The sequence below is a fragment of the Bradyrhizobium sp. Rc2d genome, assembly GCF_900099855.1.
In the GTDB taxonomy this organism is placed as follows: Bacteria; Pseudomonadota; Alphaproteobacteria; order Rhizobiales; family Xanthobacteraceae; genus Bradyrhizobium.
The window spans coordinates 1-22,207 of record NZ_FNCU01000073.1; the positions used below are offsets into that span (position 1 = coordinate 1).

Sequence of the window (22,207 nt, forward strand, 5' to 3'; positions counted from 1 at the left end):
CGACGGCCTGACGCCGCCGGCTTCGATCTCAAGGGACGCTAACGCCCCTTGAGGTTCATGCCGAAACAAACGAATTGGCTCACAGGCTCTACGAGTCCGGTTTCGTGGAGAGAGCGTGGCGTCCCCTACGACTCCACCAAGAACTCCACCCGCTCCGCCGCAAACCGCGAGTGCTTGGTCACCAGCGGCTTGCCGTCGAGAGCGTGGTCGGTCGCATCGACCACCAGGATCGGACGTCCCAGCGCGAGATCGAGCCGGGCGGCGTCGGTTGCGTCGACGATGCCGGCGGTGATCCGGGTTGCGCCGCGGCGGTAATCGCGAATGCCGTAGTGCTCCAGCAACTTCGTCATCGAGCGTGTCGCGGCGAACACGGCGCCTGCGCCCGGAAACAATTCCGCCGACAGCCAGGTGGTGGAGACGCAGATCGGCGTGCGGTCGGCGAGGCGGATCGCCTCGATCCGCACCAGCGGTGCGCCGGTCTTCAGGCCGAGCTCGCGCGCCAGCTCGCGGGTCGCGACATCGTCGGATGCCTCGATCAACTGGCCGCGCGGCTCGCGGCCGCCGGCGCCGACGATCTCGGAGAAGCGCGTGCGCGAGCGCAGCGGATAGGCGAGCTTCTGCGCCTCGACATAGGTTCCGCTGCCGCGCTCGGCCCGCACCAGGCCGCGCTCGGCAAGCGCGGCCAGCGCGCGCCGCACGGTGTGGCGGTTCACGCGGTAGGTTTCGGCGATCTCCATCTCGCCCGGTAATTTGTCGCCGGCGGCAAAGCGGCCGTCGGCGATGCCGCGCTCGATGCCGTCGGCAACGAGGCGCCACAGCGCGACGCCCGACGATGCAGTGTCTTGCATGCTCATATCGCCGGTCAGCCTAGCCCAGAAATCGCGCCTTTGTCACGAAACAGTCATGGCGCTCCACTATGAAGTTGTCTAGTATCATAGACAACTTAGAATCGGCAAGGTCGGTGAATCCGTGACCCAGCAGAACAATCAGCAAGCCCAGCGCAAGGCCGCGATGGCCGTGCTGGCGCACGCGGAGGCGGGCGAGATCGCCGCTCGCCTCCGCAACTTAGCCCTGCCGGCCCATCAGGATCTGCGCGACGGCGAAAACGGTCTCGTCATGCTGCGCGGCCGGGTTGGCGGCGATGGTGCGCCGTTCAACCTCGGCGAAGCCACGGTGTCGCGCGCGGCGGTCCGGCTTGCCAGCGGCGAGGTCGGCTTCGGCTACACGCTCGGCCGCGACGGTGAGAAGGCGCGGCTGATCGCGCTGTGCGACGCGCTGGTGCAGTCCAGCGATTTCGGCGCAGCCGTCGAGCGCGACGTGATCGCGCCGTTGCGCGAGCAGCTTATGACGAAGCGCCAGCAGGCGGCGGCGGAGACTGCCGCGACGAAGGTTGATTTCTACACCATGGTGCGCGGTGAGGGGTGAAGTCATGACCACGATTGCGGAACTGCCGCCGGGGTTCGCCGACAAGGTGTTGTCGGCGCAATCGACCTTCCGCTCGGTGATGGACGCGATGGCGCGGCCGGGTTCGGTCCAGCGTATCGTGCCGACAGCCGGAACGCCCCACACGATGATGCGCGGCACCGCTGCGATCGCGCTGACGCTGTTCGACCACGACACGCCGCTCTGGCTCGATTCGCGCATGGCGCAAAGTTCCGACGTGGTGAAATGGCTCAAGTTCCACACCGGCGCGCCCGTGGTGCAGGACACGTCGATTGCGAGCTTTGCGCTGATCGGCGACGGCGCCGCGCTTCCGCCGCTCGAGCGCTTCGCGCTCGGCACCAGCGAATATCCGGATCGTTCGACCACATTGATCCTCCAGGTCGAGAGTCTGGGCTCAGGACGCAGCTTCGAGCTGCGGGGGCCCGGCATCGACGGCACCGCGATGCTCCAGGCGTCGATCAAGCCGTTCGACCTGTTCGAGCGCCTGCGGTTCAACGAGCCGCTGTTTCCGCGCGGCCTCGATGTGGTGCTGGTCGCCGATGATGCCGTGGTCGCGATTCCGCGCACCGCGCGCGTCGCGAACAAGGGAAGTTGAAGCATGTATGTCGCAGTCAAAGGCGGCGAACGCGCCATCGAGAACGCCCATCGCCTGCTCGCCAATGCGCGGCGCGGCGACCAAAATGTTCCGGAAGTCACGCTCGACCAGATCTCGGAGCAACTCGGCCTTGCCGTCGACCGCGTCATGAGCGAAGGCTCGCTCTATGACCGCGAGCTCGCGGCGCTCGCGATCAAGCAGGCGCGCGGCGATCTGATCGAGGCGATCTTCCTGGTCCGCGCCTTCCGCGCCACGCTGCCGCGCTTCGGCGCGAGCAAGCCGGTCGACACCGGCGCGATGCGCGTGCAGCGGAGGGTGTCGTCGACCTTCAAGGACATTCCCGGTGGCCAGATCCTCGGGCCCACTTTCGACTACACGCACCGCCTGCTCGATCCCTCGCTCGCCGAAGGCTTTGTGCCGGAAGCGCCGGCGACAGCCGAAGCCTCGACCGCGGCGACGCCGCGCGTGACGGATATTCTCGGCCGTGACGGACTGATCGAATCTTCGCCGCAGACCGAGGACGGCACCAGCGTCGGCGACCTCACCCGCGAGTCGCTGAATTTTCCGGCGGATCGCGACCTGCGCCTGCAAAATCTGGCGCGTGGCGACGAAGGCTTTCTGCTGGCGATGGGCTATTCCACCCAACGCGGCTATGGCCGCAACCATCCCTTCGCCGGCGAGATCCGCTTCGGCGAGGTCGAGGTCGAATTCTCCGCCGAAGAGGTCGGCTTCGCCGTGCCGCTCGGCTCGATCGAGCTGACCGAGTGCCAGATGGTCAACCAGTTCAAGGGATCGGCGACGGAAGCGCCGTGCTTCACCCGCGGCTACGGCCTCGCCTTCGGCCAGAGCGAGCGCAAGACCATGTCGATGGCGCTGGTCGACCGCGCATTGCGTGCCCGCGAGCTTGGCGAGGAGGCGCTCGCCCCGGCGCAAGATGAAGAATTCGTGCTGTCGCATTCGGACAACGTCCAGGCGACCGGCTTCGTCGAGCATCTCAAGCTGCCGCACTATGTCGACTTCCAGTCCGAGCTCGGCCTGCTCCGCAAGCTGCGCCAAGAATTTGCCGATGCCAATGCTGAGCCCATGAAGGAGGCCGCGGAATGAACGCGCCTGCCTACAATTTCGCCTATCTCGACGAGCAGACCAAGCGGATGATCCGCCGTGCGATCCTGAAGGCGATCGCGATCCCCGGCTATCAGGTGCCGTTCGCCAGCCGCGAAATGCCGATGCCCTATGGCTGGGGTACAGGCGGCGTGCAGGTCACGGCGGCGATCCTGGGACCCGAGGATGTGCTGAAGGTGATCGACCAGGGTTCCGACGACACCACCAACGCGATCTCGATCCGCAAGTTCTTCGCCAAAACCGCGGGCGTCGCCACGACGACGGCGACGGATGAGGCGACGGTGATCCAGACCCGTCACCGCATTCCGGAGACGGCGCTGAATGAAAACCAGGTGCTGGTCTATCAGGTGCCTATTCCCGAGCCGCTGCGCTTCCTCGAGCCGCGCGAGACCGAGACGCGGCGCATGCATGCGCTCGCCGAATACGGCCTGATGCATGTGAAGCTCTATGAGGACATCGCCCGCTTCGGGCATATCGCGACCGCCTATGCCTATCCGGTGAAGGTGAACGCGCGCTATGTGATGGATCCCTCGCCGACGCCGAAATTCGACAATCCCAAGATGGACAACTGTCCGGCGCTGCAATTGTTCGGCGCCGGCCGCGAGAAGCGCATCTATGCGATCCCGCCTTATACGCAGGTGGTGTCGCTCGATTTCGAGGACCACCCGTTCGAGCCCTACCGCTTCAACGCGCCCTGCGCGCTGTGCGGCGCGGAGAATTCCTATCTCGACGAGATCGTCACGGACGACAGGGGCGGACGCATGTTCGTCTGCTCGGATACCGATTATTGCGAGGGACGGCAGGCCGCCGGCCATCACGGCAGCCTGAGCGCCGCGCCGTACAAGGAGAAGGCGGGCTCACATGGTTGATCAAGATTTGGCTGATCTCGATGCGCTCGAAAACGACCAGCCGCTGCTGGTCGCGGAGGCGCTCAGAAAGTCCTTCGGCCGCATCGCCGCCTGCCGCGACGTCTCCTTCGCGCTCTATCCTGGCGAGGTGCTGGCGATCGTCGGCGAGTCCGGGTCGGGCAAGTCGACGCTGCTGCAAATGCTGTCGGGCCAGCTCACGCCGAGCGCCGGCCAGGTCTCCTACCGGATGCGCGACGGAATCACTCGCGATCTGACCACGCTCGGCGAGGCCGAGCGGCGCTTCCTGTTCCGCACCGATTGGGGCTATGTGCACCAGGATCCCGCGCAGGGCCTGCGCATGGCGGTCTCGGCCGGCGCCAATGTCGGCGAGCGACTGATGGCGGTCGGCTGGAATCATTACGGCCGTATCCGCGATACCGCGTCGGACTGGCTGACGCGCGTCGAGATCGACGTCGCGCGCATCGACGACGCGCCGCGCACTTATTCCGGCGGCATGCGCCAGCGGCTTCAGATCGCGCGCAACCTCGTCACCGAGCCGCGGCTGATGTTCATGGACGAGCCGACCGGCGGCCTCGACGTCTCCGTGCAGGCCCGCCTGCTCGACCTCCTGCGCAGCCTGGTCGCCGAGCTGCACCTCGCCGTCATCATCGTGACCCACGACCTCGCAGTGGCGCGCCTGTTATCGCACCGCGTAATGGTGATGAAGGGCGGCCGCGTTATCGAGACCGGTCTCACCGACCAGGTGCTCGACGACCCGCGCGAGCCCTATACGCAACTCCTCGTCTCCTCGATTCTCCCGCCATGAGCTTTTCGATGACCGCAATGATCGACGTTGCCGATGCCCAAAAGACCTTTACGATGCACCTGCAAGGCGGCATCGAATTGCCTGTCGTGCGCGGCGTGACCTTTCACGTCGCCCCGGGCGAGTGCGTCGTGCTGTCGGGGCCATCAGGCGCCGGCAAATCGTCGATCCTGAAGATGATTTTTGGCAACTATCGCTGCGATAGCGGCCGCATCGGCATCCGCCATCGCGGCGCGCTGATCGATCTCGCCAGTGCCGAGCCGCGGCAAGTGCTCAACGTTCGCCGCTCCACCATCGGCTATGTCAGCCAGTTCCTGCGCGCGGTGCCGCGGGTTGCCACCATCGACGTCGTGGCCGAGCCGCTGATTGTCAACGGTCTGGCGCGCGCTGAAGCGCAGCAGCGCGCAGGCAGCCTCCTGCATCGCCTCAACATCCCCGAGCGGCTCTGGCGGCTTCCGCCCGCGACCTTCTCCGGCGGCGAGCAACAGCGCGTCAACATCGCGCGCGGCTTCATCTCGGATTTGCCGATCCTGCTGCTGGACGAGCCGACCGCCTCGCTCGATGCCGCCAACCGCGCCGTCGTGGTCGAGCTGGTCACTGAAAAAAAGCGCCAGGGCGTCGCCATGGTCGCCATTGTCCACGACGACGAAATCCGTCATCTGATTGCCGACCGCATCGTCGACGTCACCAGCTTTGCCGCCGCGGCCTGAAGGAAGAGGGAAATGAACGCCAAGCCGAAGGACACCGTCATCGCCAACGCCAGGATCGTGCTGGCCGACCGGGTGATCGAGCAGGGCTGGCTTGCTCTCACGGGCGGACGCATTGCCGAGATCGGCGAGGGCAGGGCGCCCGCGGGTGCCGAGGATGCTGGCGGCGATCTTATCATGCCGGGCCTGATCGAGCTCCACACCGACCATCTCGAAGCGCATTACGTGCCGCGGCCAAAAGTGTTCTGGAATCCGGTCGCCGCCGTCATCTCCTATGACGGCCAACTCGCGACCTCGGGCATCACCACCGTGTTCGATTCGCTCCGGGTCTGGCGCGAGGAGGGTGCGGAGGAAGTCGATGGCCGCGCCGGCGTGCTCGCCGCCGCGATCACCACCGCGCGTGACGCCAGCCTTTTGCGTGCCGATCACTTCCTGCATCTGCGCTGCGAAATCCCGATGCCGAGCGTCGTCGAGGAGGCCAAGGAGCTGATCGACCGTCCCGACGTCAAGCTGATGTCGCTGATGGATCATACCCCCGGCCAGCGCCAGTTCCGCGACGAGGTCAAGCTGCGCGACTATTATCGCGGCAAGGGCGGCGGCAAGACCGATGCCGAGCTCGACGAGCTGTTCGCGAAACGCTTCGAGTACCAGAAGGCCTATGCCGCGACCAACATGCGTGAGATCGTGGCGCTGGCGCACGCGTACAAGATCCCGCTCGCCAGCCATGACGACACCACCGAGGAGAACGTCGCGGACGCCGTGCGCGACGGCGTCGCCGTGGCGGAATTCCCCACCACGCTGGAGGCCGCGCGCGGTCTGCACCAGGCCGGCATCGACATCCTGATGGGCGCGCCCAATGTCGTGCGCGGCGGCTCGCACTCCGGCAACATCGCCGCCGTTGATCTCGCGCGTGAGGGCCTGCTCGATATCCTGTCGTCGGATTACATCCCATCGAGCCTGTTGATGGGGGCGCTGCAACTGCCCGAACATGTGCCCGCGATCAGCCTTCCGTCGGCGATCCGCACCGTGACCAAGGCGCCTGCCGATGCGGTCGGACTCACCGATCGCGGCGAGGTCGCGATCGGCAAGCGCGCCGACCTGATCCGCGTGCATGTTGCCGGCAGCGTTCCCGTAGTCCGCAGCGTCTGGCGCGAAGGGAGTCGTGTCGCATGAGCGAAACCGCGGCCATGGCGCAGGACGCGGCGGGCGCGATCGGACCCGGGCGGCTGGTGCTCGTGGTCGGTCCCAGCGGCGCCGGCAAGGATACGCTGCTGCGGCTGGCGCAGGCGGCGTGTAGTGAGGATCACGACATCGTCTTTCCACGCCGCGTCGTGACGCGGGAATCCTCCACCGACGAAGACAATGTCGCGCTCGGCTCTGACGAATTCCGCCGCGCGCAGCAGCATGGCGATTTCGCCGTGCACTGGGAGGCGCACGGGCATTCCTACGCGCTGCCGCTCGAGATCAACGACGATATCCGTGCCGGACGCACGGTCGTCGTCAACGTCTCGCGCACGGTGATCGGCGCGTTGCGCCAAACCTATGCAAATGTCGTGGTGGTCGCGATCACGGCGCCGCCGGACGTGCTGGCGCAACGGCTTGCCGCGCGGGCGCGGCATAGCGACGGCAACATCACGGAACGGCTGTCGCGCAGCGTCGATGATGCGCAGGCGCAGGCCGATGTCACCATCCTCAACGCCGGCAGCGCGGAGTATCATGGCCGTCAGCTCCTGCGGTTGATCAGGAACGAAGGCTGGCAGGAATAACCAGCACAATCAGGAGTGCGGAATGTCGGTGATCGAAACGGTCGAACAGCTGGAGGCCATCTATGGCGTCACCAACGATGCCTCGACCGTGAAAGTCGCCGACCATGTCACGCCGCTCTATCGAATCTACATCGAAAAGGCGCCGTTCGCGGCGCTTGCGACCATTGGACCGGAGGGGATCGACTGCTCGCCGCGCGGCGACCTGCCCGGCTTCGTCCGCATTCACGATCCCAAGACGCTGATGTTGCCGGACCGGCGCGGCAACAACCGGGTCGATTCCCTGCGCAACATCGTGCGCGATCCCAGGGTGTCGCTGATGTTCCTGATTCCCGGCTCCGGCAATGCGGTTCGGGCCAACGGCCGCGCCCATCTCTCGATTGATCCCGAGCTGCTGGCCTCGTTCAAGGTCGAAGGCAAGGCGCCGCGCAGCGTCATGGTGATGAGCGTGGACGAGATCTATTTCCAGTGCGCCCGCGCCATCGTCCGCTCCGACCTCTGGAATCCCGACAAGCGCGTCGATCCCAAGACCCTGCCGACGCCCGGCCAGATCCTGGCCGAGATGAGCGAGAACAAGGTCGGCGGCGAAGAATATGATCGCGCCTGGTCCGCGCGCGCCGCCGCGACGATGTGGTAGTCAAGTCTTCCCCTCTCCCCTTGCGGGAGAGGTTGGCGCGCCGCGATAGCGGCGAGACGGGTGAGGGGTCTCTCTCCGCGCACTCCTCTCACAGTAACGCTCGCGGATAGATACCCCTCATCCGGCGCCATAGCCGAAGCTTCGCTTCGGCGTTCTTGAGAACGGCGGCCGGGTGGCCGCCTATGCCACCTTCTCCCACAAGGGGAGAAACTGCAATCCATAGCGGCCCACACAGACCCATATATGTCGCGTAACTCATTGTATTTGCTTATATTCCTCCTTTTCTGGTACAATGGGCACCATCCCGACCCATCCCCATTTTGGGGACATTTTGAGGGACACCATGGCCCGCCGGACGCGTTCTGCATTTCTGGAAAATCGTACTGCACGCCTGAAGCTCGCGACACGTAAGAAGCCGTACACCGCACTGATCGCGCCCGGCATCTTTCTCGCCTACCGCCGCAACTCTGGTCCCGGCACGTGGTCTGTGAAGTGCCATGGCTGGCTCAAGCGGTTCGGTCTCGCTGACGACCACGAAGACGCCAACGGCGAGAGCGTGATGACTTATTGGCAAGCACTGGAGAAGGCCAAGTCGCTGGCGCGCGCTGGCGAAGGCAACAGCGAACAGCCGAGCAGCGTCGCCGAAGCCGTTGACGCCTATGAGACCGATCTCGAAACGCGCGGTGGGCGCAAATACAATGCCACCCAGTTGCGCTTGCACCTCACTGACGCGCTCAAGAGCAAGGCGGTCGCGCTGCTCACCGAGCGAGAACTTCGTGACTGGCGCGCTGGTCTGGTGAAGGCCGGTCTGAAGCCTTCCTCCGCCGACCGCATTGGGCGTTCGCTCAAGGCCGCACTGGCGCTTGCCGGGCGCAACGACAAGCGCATCACCAACACGGCCGCGTGGCAAAACGGATTGAAGAAGTTGCCGGACAGCGAGGTCGCGCGCAACGTCATCCTGCCGGATCACACGGTCGCGGCATTGGTCAGCGGGTCCTATGACGAGAACAGCGACTTCGGTCTCATGATCGATGTCTTGGCAGAGACCGGCTCGCGCGAGAGCCAAGTCTTCAGGCTGACGCCGTCCGATCTGCAAGATCATCTGACCGCGCCCCGGCTGATGATGCCGACCAGCAAGAAGGGAAAGAACCGGAACGTCGAATATCGGCCTTTGCCGATCTCGACGCGGTTGGCGAAGGCGCTGCGGCAAAAGGCGAACGGCCGGGCTGCTCACGCGCCGCTGTTCGATAAGATTTGGAATTTGGCTGCGCTCTTCAGCCCAGTGGTCAAACGTCTTGAACTGGGGCCGGAGGTGACGCCCTATGCCCTGCGGCACAGTTCAATCGTTCGGCAACTGCTAAAGGGCGTCCCGACCCGCGTGGTCGCCGCGCACCACGATACATCCGTCGCAATGATCGAGAAAAACTACAGCAGGTACATCATTGGCGATCCGACTGAGGCGCTGACGCGCGCGACGTTGCTCAATCTCGAAAAATCGCCTAGCTTGGCGCAAGCGGCATGAGCTTCACCGGATCGTAAAGCGCCCGGCAACGCAACGGATCGGCGTATTAGCCGCGACTGAGAGCTTTTCGATACTGCGCCGGTCGGTCCGACGCATCACGAAGCGCTCTGCTTCAACTGGGACCAGCCGGTATACCGGCTGAGCGTGCATTGGCACGGCTGCAAAGTCCCGCGATAGTTGAACCGGAGGAGCGCTCGTGCCTAGCCCACATAGAAAGTCTGTCGATCTAGACGTGAAAGTTAAGTCACGCCCTAACAACGAGGGCTGCTGCGCGTGTTGAGCGACTTATTCGCAACCGTGCTGAAGCAAATAAATCTGCGCTCCAAGGGCCAGCCACATGGCTAAGCAAAAAAAGAACTACAAGATGCTCACCGAGAAGAGAGACGGTAAGACCATAATAGTGGGCATCAAGCGATTAAGCAGCGGTCGAACTTCGCCTCGTCCCACCAAGGACTATCCTGGCATCGCTGAGCGATCAGCCGGTGCGCGCGGCGAAGATAGTGCCGGACTGGAACAGCATGCAAAGGACGGCTGGCAAATCAGGGTCGTCAAAGAGTTGCTACCGAAAGCATTTCCGCCTAATGGCCATCCACCGGATGATTTCTCGCTGAAAGCAATCCAAGCCCGTTTGCGGCCCTTGGTGAAAAAAGGAACCAAGGTACCATCGCCTGATAGCATTTCCCGCGCACTCGGCCGCCGAAACCGGCGCGACTGACAATACGCAAATAAGCAGATACGCAAATAAGCAGGCACGCAAATCCGCATGCGTGCTTGCGTGCTGGCTTGGAAGCCCACGCCTGCTCATTGTTCTCCATATCGCTTCTCGATCATGGAGGACAAAGCATGACCCGACCTGAAGTCACAGGCCGCAAGGCCGATCCCGCGCATCACCCGGATGCCTACAGCATTCGCGAATTCTGTGCGCGCCACCGCATCAGCTCGCAGTTGTTCTACAAGTTGAAGCCCCTGGGCTTGATGCCCGTCACGTTCAACGTCGGCACGCGCGTGTTGGTGTCGCGTGAGGCGGCGGCCGCTTGGCGTCGTGCGCGTGAGGCTGCGACGCAGACAGCCAACAGCGCCGCGTAGTCACAGAAAAGGCGGCCCGCCAGCCGCCTCTCCATCATCTTCTTAAGGATTGCAGAATGCTCTTCGTTGATAGCAGCGCGCCCGCGTGCGCGCAAGACCGCGACCTGACCACTCCGCCCGTGGGCCTCATCGCCTTCTTCAAGGCGCTGTTCGGCTACACGACCACTGACATCTACATCTGCTCGTTTCCGAACGACCGCGATGATCCCAAGCAGCCCGGCGAGCGCCACATCATGACGCGCAGGCCGGGCACGGTCGCCGCGTTCTTGACAAAATGGGATAAGCCTGGTCGCGGCGCGTTCTTCTGCGTCGCAGTGCTCCAGCAAGGCGCACAGAAGCGCAACAAGGAGAACGTGGCACAGACCGTGTGTCTGCATGCAGACATCGACTTCAAGAACGTCGATCTGCTTGGCGCCGATCCTCTCTCGGATGTGTTGCGCCATGTTGCCCGGCTGCGCATTCCTCCGAGCATCATTGTGTCCTCGGGCGGCGGCGTGCATCTCTATTGGCTCCTCACCGAGCCGATGGACACCCAAGGCAATATCGAGCGTATCGAGATGGTCCTGCGTCAGATTGCCGACATCGTCGCTGGCGATCTCGCGGTCTGTGAAGTCTCGCGCGTGATGCGCGTCCCTGGGTCGCACAACACCAAAGATGGCACGTGGAAGGAGGTCGAGATCAAAGACTTCCATCCCGAACGCCAGTACGAATTCGATGATATCGAAGAGTGGTTGAGCGAACAGTCCCCGGTCATGCTCCGTCGTAACCGGGAGTACGCAAAGCCTGCTGGCGAGTATATGGCTACGCACGAACCCTCGTCGCTTGGCGAGAGCGATTTCTTTGCTGAGTACGCCAAGCGCATCGGTTTCAAGCCGCCTGTCAACGTTCAGCAGCGCTTGCGTGCCATGATGTACATGGCTGGTGGCGAGAACTCCATCCACACCACCCAGCTCTCGGTCACCGCTTCGCTCCTGAATGCGGGCGTGCCGATTGATGACGTGATCGAGCGTGTCCTGATCGCAACGCGGGCAGCGGCTGGCGAATACGGTGCACGTTGGAACTGGCGTCGTGAGGAGCGCAAGGTTCGCGGTATGTGCGAGACCTGGCTGAAGAAGCAAGCGCACCGCAATCGCAAGATGCGGGGAGCACGCTAATGAGTACGGCAGACGAAAATGTGGTGAAGTTCCCCCGCGCGGTTGGCGTCGCCAAAGGCGAGCTTCACGTCGTGATTGGCGATGCAGTGCTTGCGCACATGCGCACGCTTGGTGAGGCCCTGATCATCACTCGGCAGAAGGCCAAGTGGCTCTATTCAGGCGGCTTATGGGAGCTGCGTACCGACATCAACGAGTGGTTGGACATGCGCATCGAGACGGTATGCGAGCGCATGGGTGTGACGAATGCCAACAAGCTGACTTCGGAGGCGCGCAACCGGATTTTGCGTCGCCCCGAGCTGTGGCGTGACCAAGTCCCGTGGGACCAGCATGGCAAAATTCCGACGCGCTCTGGCCTTGTCGATCCCATTACCGGCGAGCTTGAGCCCGCGCGCCCGGATCACTTCTGCACGTGGCGTGTCGAAGTGGACTTCGATCCGCAGGCCAAATGCCCGTGGTGGGAGATCATGATCGCCGACATGTTCGGCGACAAGCCTGCCGACGAGCGCGATGCCTTGGTGCGCGTGGTGCAGGAATGCATCGGCGCGGCATTGATCGACAAAAAGTCGCGCGCGCTGTCGAAGGCGCTGGTGTTCTGGGGCATTCAGAACCTCGGCAAGTCCGGCCCGCTCGACATTGTCGGCGGTCTGTTCGGTGGCACCATTGCCGCCTCCATTGGCTCGGTCGAGAGCACGCATGGTCTCATGCCTTTCGTCAAACGGTTACCATGGGTGCTGCATGAGGCATTCAGTGGGGCTTGGCAGCCTTCCAGCATCGTGAAGTCCATTATTACGCAGGAGCCGGTGTCCATTAACGTCAAAAATGGCCCGGTGCTCACGCAGATCGTCCGTGCGCCGATCTTCTGGGCGACTAATGGTCAGCCGCAATTCAAGGAGGCGACGAAGGCTATCGTCAGCCGCATGATCGTGATTGAGGTCTCGCGTCAGTTCTACGACGACAAGCCGATTGGCGCGGCGGCCGAAGCATTGCGCCGGGGCTTCGCCAAGCCCGGTGAGATGATCGTCGCCACCGAGCTGCCCGGCGTTCTTAATTGGGCTATTGCCGGGCTTCGCAGAGCCCTCCAGCGCGGTTCTATCGAGACCACCGCCAGCATCAAGGCGACCTCTGACGCGATCCATCGCGACAGCAACCTTGTTGCCGGCTTCTTGGAAGATTGCGTCGAATTCGACCCCATGGCCCGCGTCCGGGTCTCGGACTTCTGCCTGGCCCATTCGGCCTGGTTCATGGAGTTGAAGGGCGAAGACCGGCGTATTCCTACCAATGACAGCATTAGTAAAGCCTTGAAGGCCATTGGCGACGGTCGCATCGGCATGGACCAGGAGATGCGCGACAATCGCAGCCGTTATTATTGCGGTGTTGCTCTCAACAGTCTGGGGCTCGAATACCACCAGGCGGCTTCGGAGCGGCGTCTGTTCGAGGGCAAGACGGCAATGGCGTCCTTGTCGGCCTCCGAGGTGAACTCCCTGATCCCATCGAGCTGGGATGAGAAAGAGAGCATCAAGAAGATGCGTTCGTGTCACGAGCGCGTCACCGCCGAGCGCTCCGCGTCACCGAAAGCGCGTGACGCGTGACGCGAATGATGGGCTGCACCCATCGCGCGTCACCAAGCGCGTCACCGACCTAAGCAACTGTAAGAGCTCGCTGTTTCCCTTTCGGTGACACGAGTGACACGCCCTTATCAGTAATGGAGAGAAAGGAACAAAAAAGAGGTACTTGCGGACGACTGACGAAGGTCTGTCGAAATAGGAGATTTCTCGCGTCACCTACGTCACGCGTCACGGCGTCGTAGCGGTCCTGGTCCTCAACGCTGCGCGCTAGGGGATAACATTTGAAAATAGAAAGAATGAACCAATGTCAGAGCGAATTCACATTGACCGGCTGCACCTGCGACGCATGCGGTTCAAGGACCTCGATCACGCAGTCGTCAAGGCTTACCAGCAGGCTCTGCGCGGCGGCGCGAAATTCCCGCCGATTGAGATCGTGAACATCAGAGGTAAGCTCTGGATACACGAGGGGTATCATCGCTACTACGCGCACAAGCGCGAAGGACGCAAAACGATCCTCGCTCGCAACATCATCGTCTACGAATAGGTTCTTCCTAGCACCCGGCCAATGCGGGTCGCACTCGCGCGGGCGCTAGGAGTAGTCCCAGCAATTCTATTGCGCCAACAACAACACAGGAGAGCGGAGTGCCAATACAGCTCGTGAGCGCATATGCGGCGTCTCGGCTGCTCGAACGCGACCGGCAGACAATTGAGCGGGCGACGCGCGGTCTGAAGCCGGACGCGTTCGAGCGTGGAAAGCCGCGCTGGCGGCTGGCGCGCATCGTCGATGCGCTCCAGGCGCGTGCAATGCGTACGCGCGGCGCCAGCACCTCGGTGAACGATGATCTGGAGCGGCAGTTCGCCGAGCTTGAGGCGCGCTACGACGCCGTGCGGAGCGCACCGACGCTGGACGCGCGGCGGAAGATGGCGCGGGCGTTCTTCACGTTGTTGGCTGATGTGGAGGACGCAATGTGTGCGGACGCCAAGCGGTACGGCGAGGACCCTGCGCATACCCGTCTCCGTATCGCGGAGCACACTCGCGTCCACCTGTGCACGCTGCGGCAAGCGCTCGGCTGGACCTACGACAAAATCTTCGAGGATTTTGTAAAGGCAGACCCCAAGGAACATGAAGATGTCTGATGACCCGATGCTCGTCGCTACCGAGCTTGACCGTCTCGCCGATGACACGCGGCGGCTCGCTGATCGGGTACGCCAGCGCGAAAACGAAAGCGGGAGTGTGATTGCCCGCATCCTTCGCGGTGAGCTGCTGAGCCTGGATCAGGCCGCCCACGTTGCCGAGTGTAGCGACGAAAAGCTGCGCAAGCACTGTGAGCTGACCGCCGGAACGAGCCGCCCGCTTGGCATCAAGTTCGCGGGCCGTTGGTTTGTCGGCAAATTGGAACTGCTCGACGATCTTGAGCAAGGCAGGATCGACCGTCGCCGTGGTCCTGATGTGCGCCAGCGCGCGGAGGAGCGAGCGCGAAAATACGAGGGGTGGGCGCGGCCACAGGAGCCGCCGCGCAAGGCAGTGCCGGACGCGACGGGCTAAGTGTTGCGTCCTCCTGGTGCCGACGTCCGGCCAGCAGAAAACGTCTGATCACTCAGAGCATCACCGCGCGTGCGGAGGGTTGCACGTTGCATCCGGCGCTCTACATCTTAGTGGATGTAGTGGCCGAGTATGCGGAAGCGAGGCGCGTCAAAGGGCACAAGGCGATGCGGCTGGCGAATTTCGCCCCCCAAAGTAACCTATCTTTGGCCGACCGCGCCAAAGGGGCGGTAGCTTACGTTTGCGGCGAGGTCTTTTTTTGGTTCGGCGTTTTTCTAGCCGTATGGGGAGCTACCTACAGCATCTACCTGGGGCTGGCCGTATTTTTTGGTTGGGTGCTATTTTTTGTACTGATGGTGCGGCGAGAACTCAAACGCGACATCGAAGCCCTCGACGATCCTAACCAACTAACGCGGCGTCGGAGGAGCGATATGCCACTTCGATTTGCGGTCGAATTTGTCAAGTCCATCGCGATCATAATCGCGCTGACGCTTGGAATGGGGTTCGCGGCTGAAATCGTTGCGTTCGCCTTATCCGACCGTGATGTGAGCGGCGCATTTGGTTCTGGTCTAGCCGGAATTGCTGGCGGCATACTTGGCTTAGTCATCGCCGTCGTGATCGTCCTCAGGCAGATTGCTGACATTGAGGATTGATTTGGGGATTTATTAAGCCCAGCCGGAGATGTCTCCTAAGGCCCCAAGCAGCCTTCGAAGAATGTCTGCTATTCCGCCGCTGTCAGAGACCAAGCAGACATAGAGACCCCATCCGGCGATCATTGGGCCGCACCACAAGAACTGGCCTTGCAACGCCCATATGGCGGGCGCCACAAGTCCATCGTTCGCAAATCACTTTGCTTTCCGTAGGCTCGGAGGCATGTCACCATTCTTCCGACGAAAATCCTCCATGGAAAAACTTGAAGCCGAACTGGCCTTGCTGCGCACGCGCGCTGCGGCCCTGAATAGCCGCCATTCCGCTGCGGAAGCGGCCTATGATGACGCCAAGGTGAAGTTGCAGCGTCATCACCTCGAAGCCGATCTCAACGGAGACGACAAGTCACGCGCGAAGTTTGAGGCGGCGGTCGCCGCCTATGCAGTCACGCGCGACGGCTACGCCGATGCTCTCGCGGAGGTGCAGGCAAAGATCGCTGATGCCGAACAGAAGCTCGCCGCCGAGCGCGCTGCTGCAGAGCGCAAGTCGGCGAGCGAGCAGTTGGCGCGCGACCTCGACGTGGTCGAGCGGGCACTGCCGGACTATCTGGCGGCTGGCAAGCGCTTTGCCGACGCCTTGGAGAAACTTCACTTCCACCACGAGAGCGGCGCAATGGCGCTCTTTATCGGCAACACCGCCACGCAGGTCGAAGTCGCTGCCGGTTTCGCGCTCGTTGAGCTGCGCGGCATGGTGCGCGCGATCCAGGACGGTGTTGCGCCGATCCCGGCAGCCAAGCCGATCTCTGCTTCCGTCCCGGTGTCTGAGCCGCCGACGCAGACAGTCTTCATGATGAAGTCCGCGAAGTACCGTGACCGTGACGGCCGCTCTCGCTTTGCCGGACAATTTGAGGATGCCGACATGCCCGTGACGACTGCACAGCGTGCACTGCGCCTTGGCGTGGCGGTCCCGGTGACCGATCCGAAACGCGCGCGGCTCCGTGGTTCGCGCGGCGGTGACTTCGATCCGCGCGCGCCGGATGTCGTCGATCTCGACGCTGTCGAAGAGCACAAGCACGTGCCGCACATCGATCCGGTGCTGCGCGCTGCCAATTTCACTCCGCTTCCCACGGCGGAACCGCGCACGATCCTGATCGACGTGCCCCGCTCGTGAAAGCAGCACCGCCGGGCTGGCAGCCCCACGAGCTTACTCACCGAGTTGATGGCTGGGTCGTCGATCCGGGTAGCGAGGGTCGCGTCCCGGCGGCGGTCGCGAAGCTGATCGCCCACGCGATGCCGTACTTGCGCGTCCATTCGGTCGCGGATGTTCGTGCACGTATGCTCGCACGGCAGCGCATGTACGACGAACTCTCCAAGTACACAGATGAATAACAGCTCCCGATGGTCCGGTGGTGGCGTCGCGATCTTCAGCGCGGCGTCAGTGGCGTCGGTGGAAGGCGGCCAGCTCATCCGGTCCGATGAGCTGGCCGCAGGAGTGTAAGCATGAACAATGAGAAGGCAGGTTTCGACGACGAGCATGACGAGTACGATGTGTTGCTCGCCGAGCTTGGCCGCACCGAAGAAGAGGACGAGCGCATTGCCGTTCATGAAGCCGGTCACGCTGTGGCCGCACGCTTACTCGGTAAGCCGCTCGGCGGCGCGACGATCAATCCCGACCCGAACGGCAAGTACGGCGGGCTCGTCTGGGGCCCGCGTAACAGCGTTGCCTTCGGCCGTGACGACGACACCGACGAGGTGCCAGAGTTGTGCGACAATCTCCGGGACTTGATGCCACAGGATGGTGAGGCGCGCGGCGACGCGGCCGATGTCTACTTGCACGCACACGACCGTTGCATCGAGCTGGCGGGAGCATCTGTCGCAGAGCGCATGCTTCTGCCAGGCGAGCCCGTGCCATCTGTTAGTGACGTTGAGCAAGCGGTTGCGCTTGCGTCGTTGGTCTGCAAGTCGGCGGAGGCGGTCGAGTGCTTCCTGGCATTCTGCGAGCAGCAGGCGCACGACCTGCTGTACCCCCATGGACCTGTGATCATGGCGCTGTCCATTGTCTTAAAGATACGGCGCACGTTGAACGGCGATGAGATCGACGGCGTGATCGCAACGACGGTCGCGGGTCTACAGTTGGCAGCCGAGCGCCGGCGCCGCGCCGAGTGGCGCAAGGGCGAGCTGGCGGCCCAGCGCTTTCGTGCCTCATGTGATCACGCTGATGCCGCAGCCTTGCCACGTTCTGCACCAGATCGCGTGCGGTAATCGACGACGTCAAGGATCGTAAGGCACGGCGGATGTAACCGGCCTGATGATCTTGAAGGGCCCCGACGTGCAACATCGTCGGGGCCATTAATCATCAACGGCCACCCTGAGGCGCAGGTTCAGCCGCGAACTATTCGGCAGGGGGAATTAACGTGTCGAGGTCGCGACAGGCGCCGCCTATGTGCACCATGGCGTGGCAGTTCGCGCAGACTATTGCGAGGTCCGCTAGTGTCAATTTTTTCCCCGACATTGGGGCCTTGCTAAGTGGTTGCCGATGGTGAACGTGGGCGTAGTTGCGGCCGATTTCGCCGTACCGGCGAAAGAAGTCAAAGCCGCAGCCCTTCACCTCGCAGATCAGACGACCATGATTTTTGATGAGAGCATCTTCGATCTTCTTTGCTCGAAATTTGTGCTCGCGCTGTCGCTGAGTGATTAGCGCAACGCGCTTCCATGCTTCGCCTTCATGCGCGCTGTATTCTATCTCCTGATAGCCTTCGTTCTTCTGCGGCCTTACCCCGCGTTCCAAGAGGTGATCGCCTGTATCGAAGTCGTAAGACGCAACTGACCAGACTGTATTGTCGAGAATGCGTCCCTTTGTGCCACCGTTGCTGCCGCCTTCAACGACTATAACCCTTATAGGCATACCCTGGATGTATGCCTTCGCTACAAGTTCGTCGGCTTTTTCGGCGCGCCTCACTCGTACCGGATGAGGGTTCTTTGATCGATGGCGATAGTTCTTGATCTGAAAAATCGTTCCGTTCATCTCCTCCAATTCCTTGTGCCACAAACACAGGACTATGAATTGATCTGGCTTCTCAAAGGCCCATTCGTAGCAATATTTTGGATTTGCAGCGGGCGGCCCCTCATAATGTGCCCAATCGCTAACGTCGATCTTCAGCTCCTTAAGAATATCAAAGACCAAACGCTTACGATCTGGACGAAGCTGCACCAGTGAAGCGATTTCAGTTCCTGAGGTTAACTTGCGTCCCTTGGGCGTCAGTTCGAAGAGACCTTGCTTGTTTGCCCCAATTGTTACGCAGCCCGCTTGAAGCATCGCTTTCATCACCCCGCGATCCGGATACAGGAAGCCGTTTTCGAGGGGAATTCCGGAGCCATAAAAATGCGGCCCTGCGATTTCAACATACGCACTTAGATACGCTCTGCTGCGATCACTGTCGAAAGACGGCGTGGTGCCTTTGTGAGCAAGCCACCATGCTTCGCTGTTGCCATCCGGGTTTGGCTTCTTTTTCGAAGCCCTATTCGTTGATGCCGGTTTTCTGTCAATCCTTTGGCAAAAATCATTCAGCACTGATCTCGCCTCAGCGAAGGTTTTAATCTTAAACGTCATCGCCGATACTCCAAACCAAAACTATAGTTCGTCACCCGCTGCCTTTGTCGGCCGCTCATAAAGGTGCCGCTGGAAGCCTACAAAGGCGTCCCGAATTGTTCCTACGCTGCCAAGCGCTGAGGTGGCGTCATCAATCGTGTGATATTTAAGTACGAGCAAGCTGCCGAGCTTTTCCTGATCGAGTTCATTCACGCCCTGTTGCACGTACTGCGTCAGAACGAAATCAAGGAACGCCTGCAGTTTGGGATCGTAGCCCGACATAATGGTCACCCGGCGCTCTTGAACCCGATCCAGCCGGGTGATTGGCGGGAGTGCAAATGCGATGTAGGCCAGCACATCGAAAACATCGCTCTTGTCGGCGTTGATCACCTATCCAACGCCGCGATAGAAATGGTGGGCACGCTCCGCTTTGCGCACCCTACGGCGTTCCCCAGCTTGGAAGAGGGTGTGCGCCACAGGTGCCAGGCTCTCTAATTAAACGCCATGCCGCCGCTCAGCGCGATGGTCTGCCCGGTCATGTAGGCATTATCGACCAGCAGCATCACCGCCTTCGCTACCTCCTCCGCCGTGCCGAAGCGGCCGAGCGGAATGCGGCTGACGAGCTGTTGCTGGCCGCTCATCATGTCGGTCTCGATCAATGACGGCGCCACCGCATTGACGGTGATGCCTTCCTTCACGAGGCGCGCCGCATAACCTCGCGTGAGGCCTTCCAGACCGGCCTTGGATGCATTGTAGTGCGGCCCGATGGCGCCGGCACCGCGCGCGGCGCCCGAGGAGATGTTGACGATGCGCCCCCACTTCCTCGCGCGCATCGCCGGCAGCACCGCCTGCGTGCACAGGAAGACGGATTTCAGATTGACCAGGATGGTCCGGTCGAAATCGTCTTCGGTGAGATCATCGACGCCGCGCGTGATGGCGATGCCGGCATTGTTGACGAGGATGTCGATCGGCCCGAGCCCACCAGTGACACGCTCGACCATTCCGGCTACGGCCTCGCGCTGCGAGACGTCGGCGGCGATCACGATCGCGCGGCCGCCCTGCTTGCCGATCTCACCTGCGAGCTGCTCGGCCTGGCCGATCTGCTCGCGGCAGTTGATCGCCACGGCGGCGCCTGCATCTGCCAGCGCGCGACAGACGGCCGCGCCAATGCCGCGCGAGCCGCCGGTGACGAGCGCCGTGCGCCCCTTCAGATCATCCGCCATCTCTGGACCTCCCAAATTCTGCGTCGTAGCGGTGAGAAGCCTATCATGCTGGGCCGGGCGCACGTGTTGAACTCATCGCGAGATGAATCCGGCTGTCAGCGCTTCCTGCGAGAGAAACGCCCCGGCTTGCCGCTGCCAAATATGGATAGCCATTTCATTGACCAATCGCGGCAATCGCTCGATATTCGCAGCATCGAAACTGCTCCTCGAGCCGAAGCCGCGATATGAGAACCGATCACCAGCGAAATCCCAGGCGACATGCACGCTCGCATGACGCGTCGCTGTTTCTCAGCAGCCACCGGCGCCTGTTGTTGTTGCTGACCGCCTCCTAGCAGCTTCCAATATTGCAAATCGCAAGACAGGAACGCCGAACACTCGGCGAACGAGCAGTCATGTCCCAAACTCAGTCGAACGCCTACATCATCGAGATCCAAGACCGCGCCGCCGGCATCATCACCAGAGACGCGCGTGGCTTCCGCTTCTTCTCCTCGGAGCGCCTGTTCGACAGTCTCGAAGGCCGCCAGTTCCGTTCGGCGCGCGAGGCTGAGCGCGCCGCCCACGCGGTGTTCTCCGAGCGGGGCCGGCGTCTGAGCTGATCAGCGCCGGCGCGTCCTGGTGCGTGCCGCCTTCTTGGCGGCGGCGGAGCGGGCCTTGGCGCCCTTGGTGTGGCTCGCTTTCCGCGCGGCGGCCGAACGCGACACCGCGGTTCGCTGGCTCGCGGCACGCTTGGCCTGCTTCGACAGCGCGCTGCGCGACGCTGTGGAGCGCGGCTCCTTCTTCAGAACGCCCTCGACGGCACGCGATACGCGCGGCCGGCGCTTCGGGGTGCGTTTGCCCTGACCGGCCTCATAGGCATATTTGGCGCTGCGGCGCGTCGACTTCTTGGTGCGCCCCTTGCGCGGCGGCGGCAGATCGACGCCGGCGCGGCGCGCCTCGGACAGGCCGATGGCGATGGCTTGCTTTGTCGACCGCGCGCCGTGCTTGCCTTTCCTGATCTTGTCGATTTCGTCCTTGACGAATTCGCCGGCCTGCGTGCTTGCCGATTTGCCGGCGCGCTTGTCCTGCTTGGCTTTGCGGATGATTTCCTGTCTTGGCATGGGTCGAGTTCCCTTTGAAATCACAGGGATGCAACGCGCAAGGCCGGCGATTGATCCTTTTCAGTTCCGCAGCGCCGCCAGCAATTCATCCGGGCGCTCGGCCATGATCATGTGTCCTGCTCCCGGCACGATGACGGTCTTCGCCTGCGGGATCGCCGCCGCCAGCGCCTTGCCGGCTTTTGCCGGAGTCATCATGTCCCGCTCGCCGAGAATGAGCGTGGTCGGCACCTTCACGCTCGCGGCGGCTTGAAGCGCATTCGCATAGGTATTGCAGGCCGACAGATCCCTGAACAGCACGCCCGGCTCGCAATGCTTCAACACGGCCTGCGCGCCGCCATGCATCCACAGGCCCGGCGCGAGGCTGCCGCCGAGCTCGGCCTTGAAGCCGAGTCCCCAGATCGAGACCATGTCGACGGCGTCCTGGTCGTTGGCTTCGGCGGCCTTCAGCAGATCCGGGCCGACGGTCATGGTTGCGGCGGTGCCGATCAGGCTCAGCGCGGAGACCTTGTCCGGATGCCGCGCCGCCGTCTCGAGCGAGATTAGCGAGCCCATGGAATGGCCGATCAGGTGCGCCTTCGCGGCGCCTGCCGCATCCAGCAGCGCCGCCGTCCAGTCGGCCATCTCAGCGATGGTCGACAGCGACGGCCCGGCCGAGCGGCCGTGGCCGGGCAGATCAGGCGCCAGCACCGAAAAGCCGTGATGGGCGAACCAGCGCGTGTGCAGCGCCCAGGTCGAATGGTCGAAGCCGGCGCCGTGGATGAAGACGACCGCTGGCAGCGACTTGTCGAAGTCGCGGCCGCCGGTTGCGGCAAACACCTCAGTGCCGTTGACGGAGAGCTTCAT

The 22,207-nt window shown here is 62.7% G+C and carries 27 protein-coding genes; 21 read left to right on the top strand and 6 right to left on the bottom strand.

The window, feature by feature from the left end:
- Positions 1-125: 125 nt before the first annotated feature.
- A complete protein-coding gene (gene phnF / locus BLV07_RS42800) occupies positions 126-854 on the bottom strand; it encodes a phosphonate metabolism transcriptional regulator PhnF (protein WP_091898545.1) in 729 nt (242 codons plus the stop codon).
- A gap of 157 nt (positions 855-1,011) precedes the next feature.
- On the opposite strand from phnF, the gene phnG reads away from it, so the two are divergent.
- The 20 genes from phnG to BLV07_RS48185 all read left to right on the top strand — a co-directional run bounded on the left by phnG (position 1,012) and on the right by BLV07_RS48185 (position 17,717).
- Entirely contained in the window at positions 1,012-1,425 is a 414-nt protein-coding gene (phnG, locus tag BLV07_RS42805; RefSeq protein ID WP_176946139.1) for a phosphonate C-P lyase system protein PhnG, read from the top strand.
- A gap of 4 nt (positions 1,426-1,429) precedes the next feature.
- Positions 1,430-2,038: a phosphonate C-P lyase system protein PhnH gene (gene phnH, locus BLV07_RS42810; RefSeq protein WP_176946131.1), complete on the top strand. Its 609-nt coding sequence runs from the start codon at positions 1,430-1,432 to the stop codon at positions 2,036-2,038.
- A 3-nt stretch (positions 2,039-2,041) separates the two neighbouring features.
- Positions 2,042-3,142 carry a carbon-phosphorus lyase complex subunit gene (locus BLV07_RS42815; protein WP_091898549.1) on the top strand — a complete coding sequence of 367 codons (1,101 nt, stop codon included), beginning with the start codon at positions 2,042-2,044 and terminating at the stop codon, positions 3,140-3,142.
- Positions 3,139-4,029: an alpha-D-ribose 1-methylphosphonate 5-phosphate C-P-lyase PhnJ gene (locus BLV07_RS42820; RefSeq protein WP_091898551.1), complete on the top strand. Its 891-nt coding sequence runs from the start codon at positions 3,139-3,141 to the stop codon at positions 4,027-4,029. The genes BLV07_RS42815 and BLV07_RS42820 overlap by 4 nt, the downstream gene beginning before the upstream one ends.
- On the top strand, positions 4,022-4,834 hold the full coding sequence (phnK, locus tag BLV07_RS42825; protein ID WP_176946132.1) for a phosphonate C-P lyase system protein PhnK: 813 nt from the start codon (positions 4,022-4,024) through the stop codon (positions 4,832-4,834). Before BLV07_RS42820 ends, phnK begins: the two co-directional genes overlap by 8 nt.
- A gap of 8 nt (positions 4,835-4,842) precedes the next feature.
- On the top strand, positions 4,843-5,541 hold the full coding sequence (gene phnL, locus BLV07_RS42830) for a phosphonate C-P lyase system protein PhnL (RefSeq protein ID WP_176946133.1): 699 nt from the start codon (positions 4,843-4,845) through the stop codon (positions 5,539-5,541).
- A gap of 12 nt (positions 5,542-5,553) precedes the next feature.
- Positions 5,554-6,711 carry an alpha-D-ribose 1-methylphosphonate 5-triphosphate diphosphatase gene (locus BLV07_RS42835; protein ID WP_091898555.1) on the top strand — a complete coding sequence of 386 codons (1,158 nt, stop codon included), beginning with the start codon at positions 5,554-5,556 and terminating at the stop codon, positions 6,709-6,711.
- Positions 6,708-7,304, top strand: a complete 597-nt coding sequence (phnN, locus tag BLV07_RS42840; RefSeq protein ID WP_091898556.1) for a phosphonate metabolism protein/1,5-bisphosphokinase (PRPP-forming) PhnN — start codon at positions 6,708-6,710, stop codon at positions 7,302-7,304. Before BLV07_RS42835 ends, phnN begins: the two co-directional genes overlap by 4 nt.
- Before the next feature lie 22 nt (positions 7,305-7,326).
- Complete coding sequence (locus tag BLV07_RS42845) at positions 7,327-7,938, top strand: pyridoxamine 5'-phosphate oxidase family protein (protein ID WP_091898558.1); 612 nt, start codon at positions 7,327-7,329, stop codon at positions 7,936-7,938.
- 343 nt (positions 7,939-8,281) lie between these two features.
- Complete coding sequence (locus BLV07_RS42850) at positions 8,282-9,460, top strand: tyrosine-type recombinase/integrase (RefSeq protein ID WP_091898560.1); 1,179 nt, start codon at positions 8,282-8,284, stop codon at positions 9,458-9,460.
- Between the two features lie 337 nt (positions 9,461-9,797).
- Positions 9,798-10,175, top strand: a complete 378-nt coding sequence (locus tag BLV07_RS47110; protein ID WP_143035696.1) for a hypothetical protein — start codon at positions 9,798-9,800, stop codon at positions 10,173-10,175.
- A gap of 128 nt (positions 10,176-10,303) precedes the next feature.
- Complete coding sequence (locus tag BLV07_RS42855) at positions 10,304-10,546, top strand: hypothetical protein (RefSeq protein WP_091898562.1); 243 nt, start codon at positions 10,304-10,306, stop codon at positions 10,544-10,546.
- Positions 10,547-10,665: 119 nt separating this feature from the next.
- The gene (locus tag BLV07_RS42860; protein ID WP_176946134.1) at positions 10,666-11,700 is read left to right on the top strand and encodes a DNA-primase RepB domain-containing protein; all 1,035 of its coding nucleotides are present in this window, start codon (positions 10,666-10,668) and stop codon (positions 11,698-11,700) included.
- A complete protein-coding gene (locus tag BLV07_RS42865) occupies positions 11,700-13,289 on the top strand; it encodes a DNA primase family protein (protein ID WP_091898565.1) in 1,590 nt (529 codons plus the stop codon). Before BLV07_RS42860 ends, BLV07_RS42865 begins: the two co-directional genes overlap by 1 nt.
- A gap of 280 nt (positions 13,290-13,569) precedes the next feature.
- Entirely contained in the window at positions 13,570-13,809 is a 240-nt protein-coding gene (locus tag BLV07_RS42870; protein ID WP_143035697.1) for a ParB N-terminal domain-containing protein, read from the top strand.
- Between the two features lie 98 nt (positions 13,810-13,907).
- Complete coding sequence (locus BLV07_RS42875) at positions 13,908-14,402, top strand: hypothetical protein (RefSeq protein WP_143035698.1); 495 nt, start codon at positions 13,908-13,910, stop codon at positions 14,400-14,402.
- Positions 14,395-14,811, top strand: a complete 417-nt coding sequence (locus tag BLV07_RS42880) for a hypothetical protein (protein WP_143035699.1) — start codon at positions 14,395-14,397, stop codon at positions 14,809-14,811. Before BLV07_RS42875 ends, BLV07_RS42880 begins: the two co-directional genes overlap by 8 nt.
- Before the next feature lie 86 nt (positions 14,812-14,897).
- Positions 14,898-15,461, top strand: a complete 564-nt coding sequence (locus BLV07_RS42885) for a hypothetical protein (protein WP_176946135.1) — start codon at positions 14,898-14,900, stop codon at positions 15,459-15,461.
- A gap of 250 nt (positions 15,462-15,711) precedes the next feature.
- Positions 15,712-16,626, top strand: coding sequence for a hypothetical protein (locus BLV07_RS42890; protein ID WP_176946136.1), 915 nt, complete (start codon positions 15,712-15,714; stop codon positions 16,624-16,626).
- 329 nt (positions 16,627-16,955) lie between these two features.
- A complete protein-coding gene (locus BLV07_RS48185) occupies positions 16,956-17,717 on the top strand; it encodes a zinc metalloprotease (RefSeq protein WP_176946137.1) in 762 nt (253 codons plus the stop codon).
- A 130-nt stretch (positions 17,718-17,847) separates the two neighbouring features.
- Here the strand turns inward: BLV07_RS48185 and BLV07_RS42905 are convergent, their stop codons facing one another.
- From BLV07_RS42905 to BLV07_RS42915, 3 genes are all read right to left on the bottom strand, one after another.
- Complete coding sequence (locus tag BLV07_RS42905; RefSeq protein WP_091898578.1) at positions 17,848-19,065, bottom strand: HNH endonuclease; 1,218 nt, start codon at positions 19,063-19,065, stop codon at positions 17,848-17,850.
- Between the two features lie 21 nt (positions 19,066-19,086).
- A complete protein-coding gene (locus BLV07_RS42910) occupies positions 19,087-19,434 on the bottom strand; it encodes a type I restriction-modification enzyme R subunit C-terminal domain-containing protein (protein WP_091898580.1) in 348 nt (115 codons plus the stop codon).
- Between the two features lie 101 nt (positions 19,435-19,535).
- Complete coding sequence (locus BLV07_RS42915) at positions 19,536-20,267, bottom strand: SDR family NAD(P)-dependent oxidoreductase (protein WP_091898582.1); 732 nt, start codon at positions 20,265-20,267, stop codon at positions 19,536-19,538.
- Between the two features lie 392 nt (positions 20,268-20,659).
- Here BLV07_RS42915 and BLV07_RS42920 point away from each other — a divergent pair, with 392 nt between their 5' ends.
- Entirely contained in the window at positions 20,660-20,863 is a 204-nt protein-coding gene (locus BLV07_RS42920) for a hypothetical protein (protein ID WP_091898584.1), read from the top strand.
- Here the strand turns inward: BLV07_RS42920 and BLV07_RS42925 are convergent, their stop codons facing one another.
- Both BLV07_RS42925 and BLV07_RS42930 read right to left on the bottom strand, forming a co-directional pair.
- On the bottom strand, positions 20,864-21,364 hold the full coding sequence (locus tag BLV07_RS42925) for a DUF6496 domain-containing protein (protein WP_091898586.1): 501 nt from the start codon (positions 21,362-21,364) through the stop codon (positions 20,864-20,866). It abuts the gene before it with no gap.
- Positions 21,365-21,424: 60 nt separating this feature from the next.
- Positions 21,425-22,207 (bottom strand): alpha/beta fold hydrolase, encoded by a 783-nt coding sequence (locus BLV07_RS42930; protein ID WP_091898588.1) that lies wholly within the window; start codon positions 22,205-22,207, stop codon positions 21,425-21,427.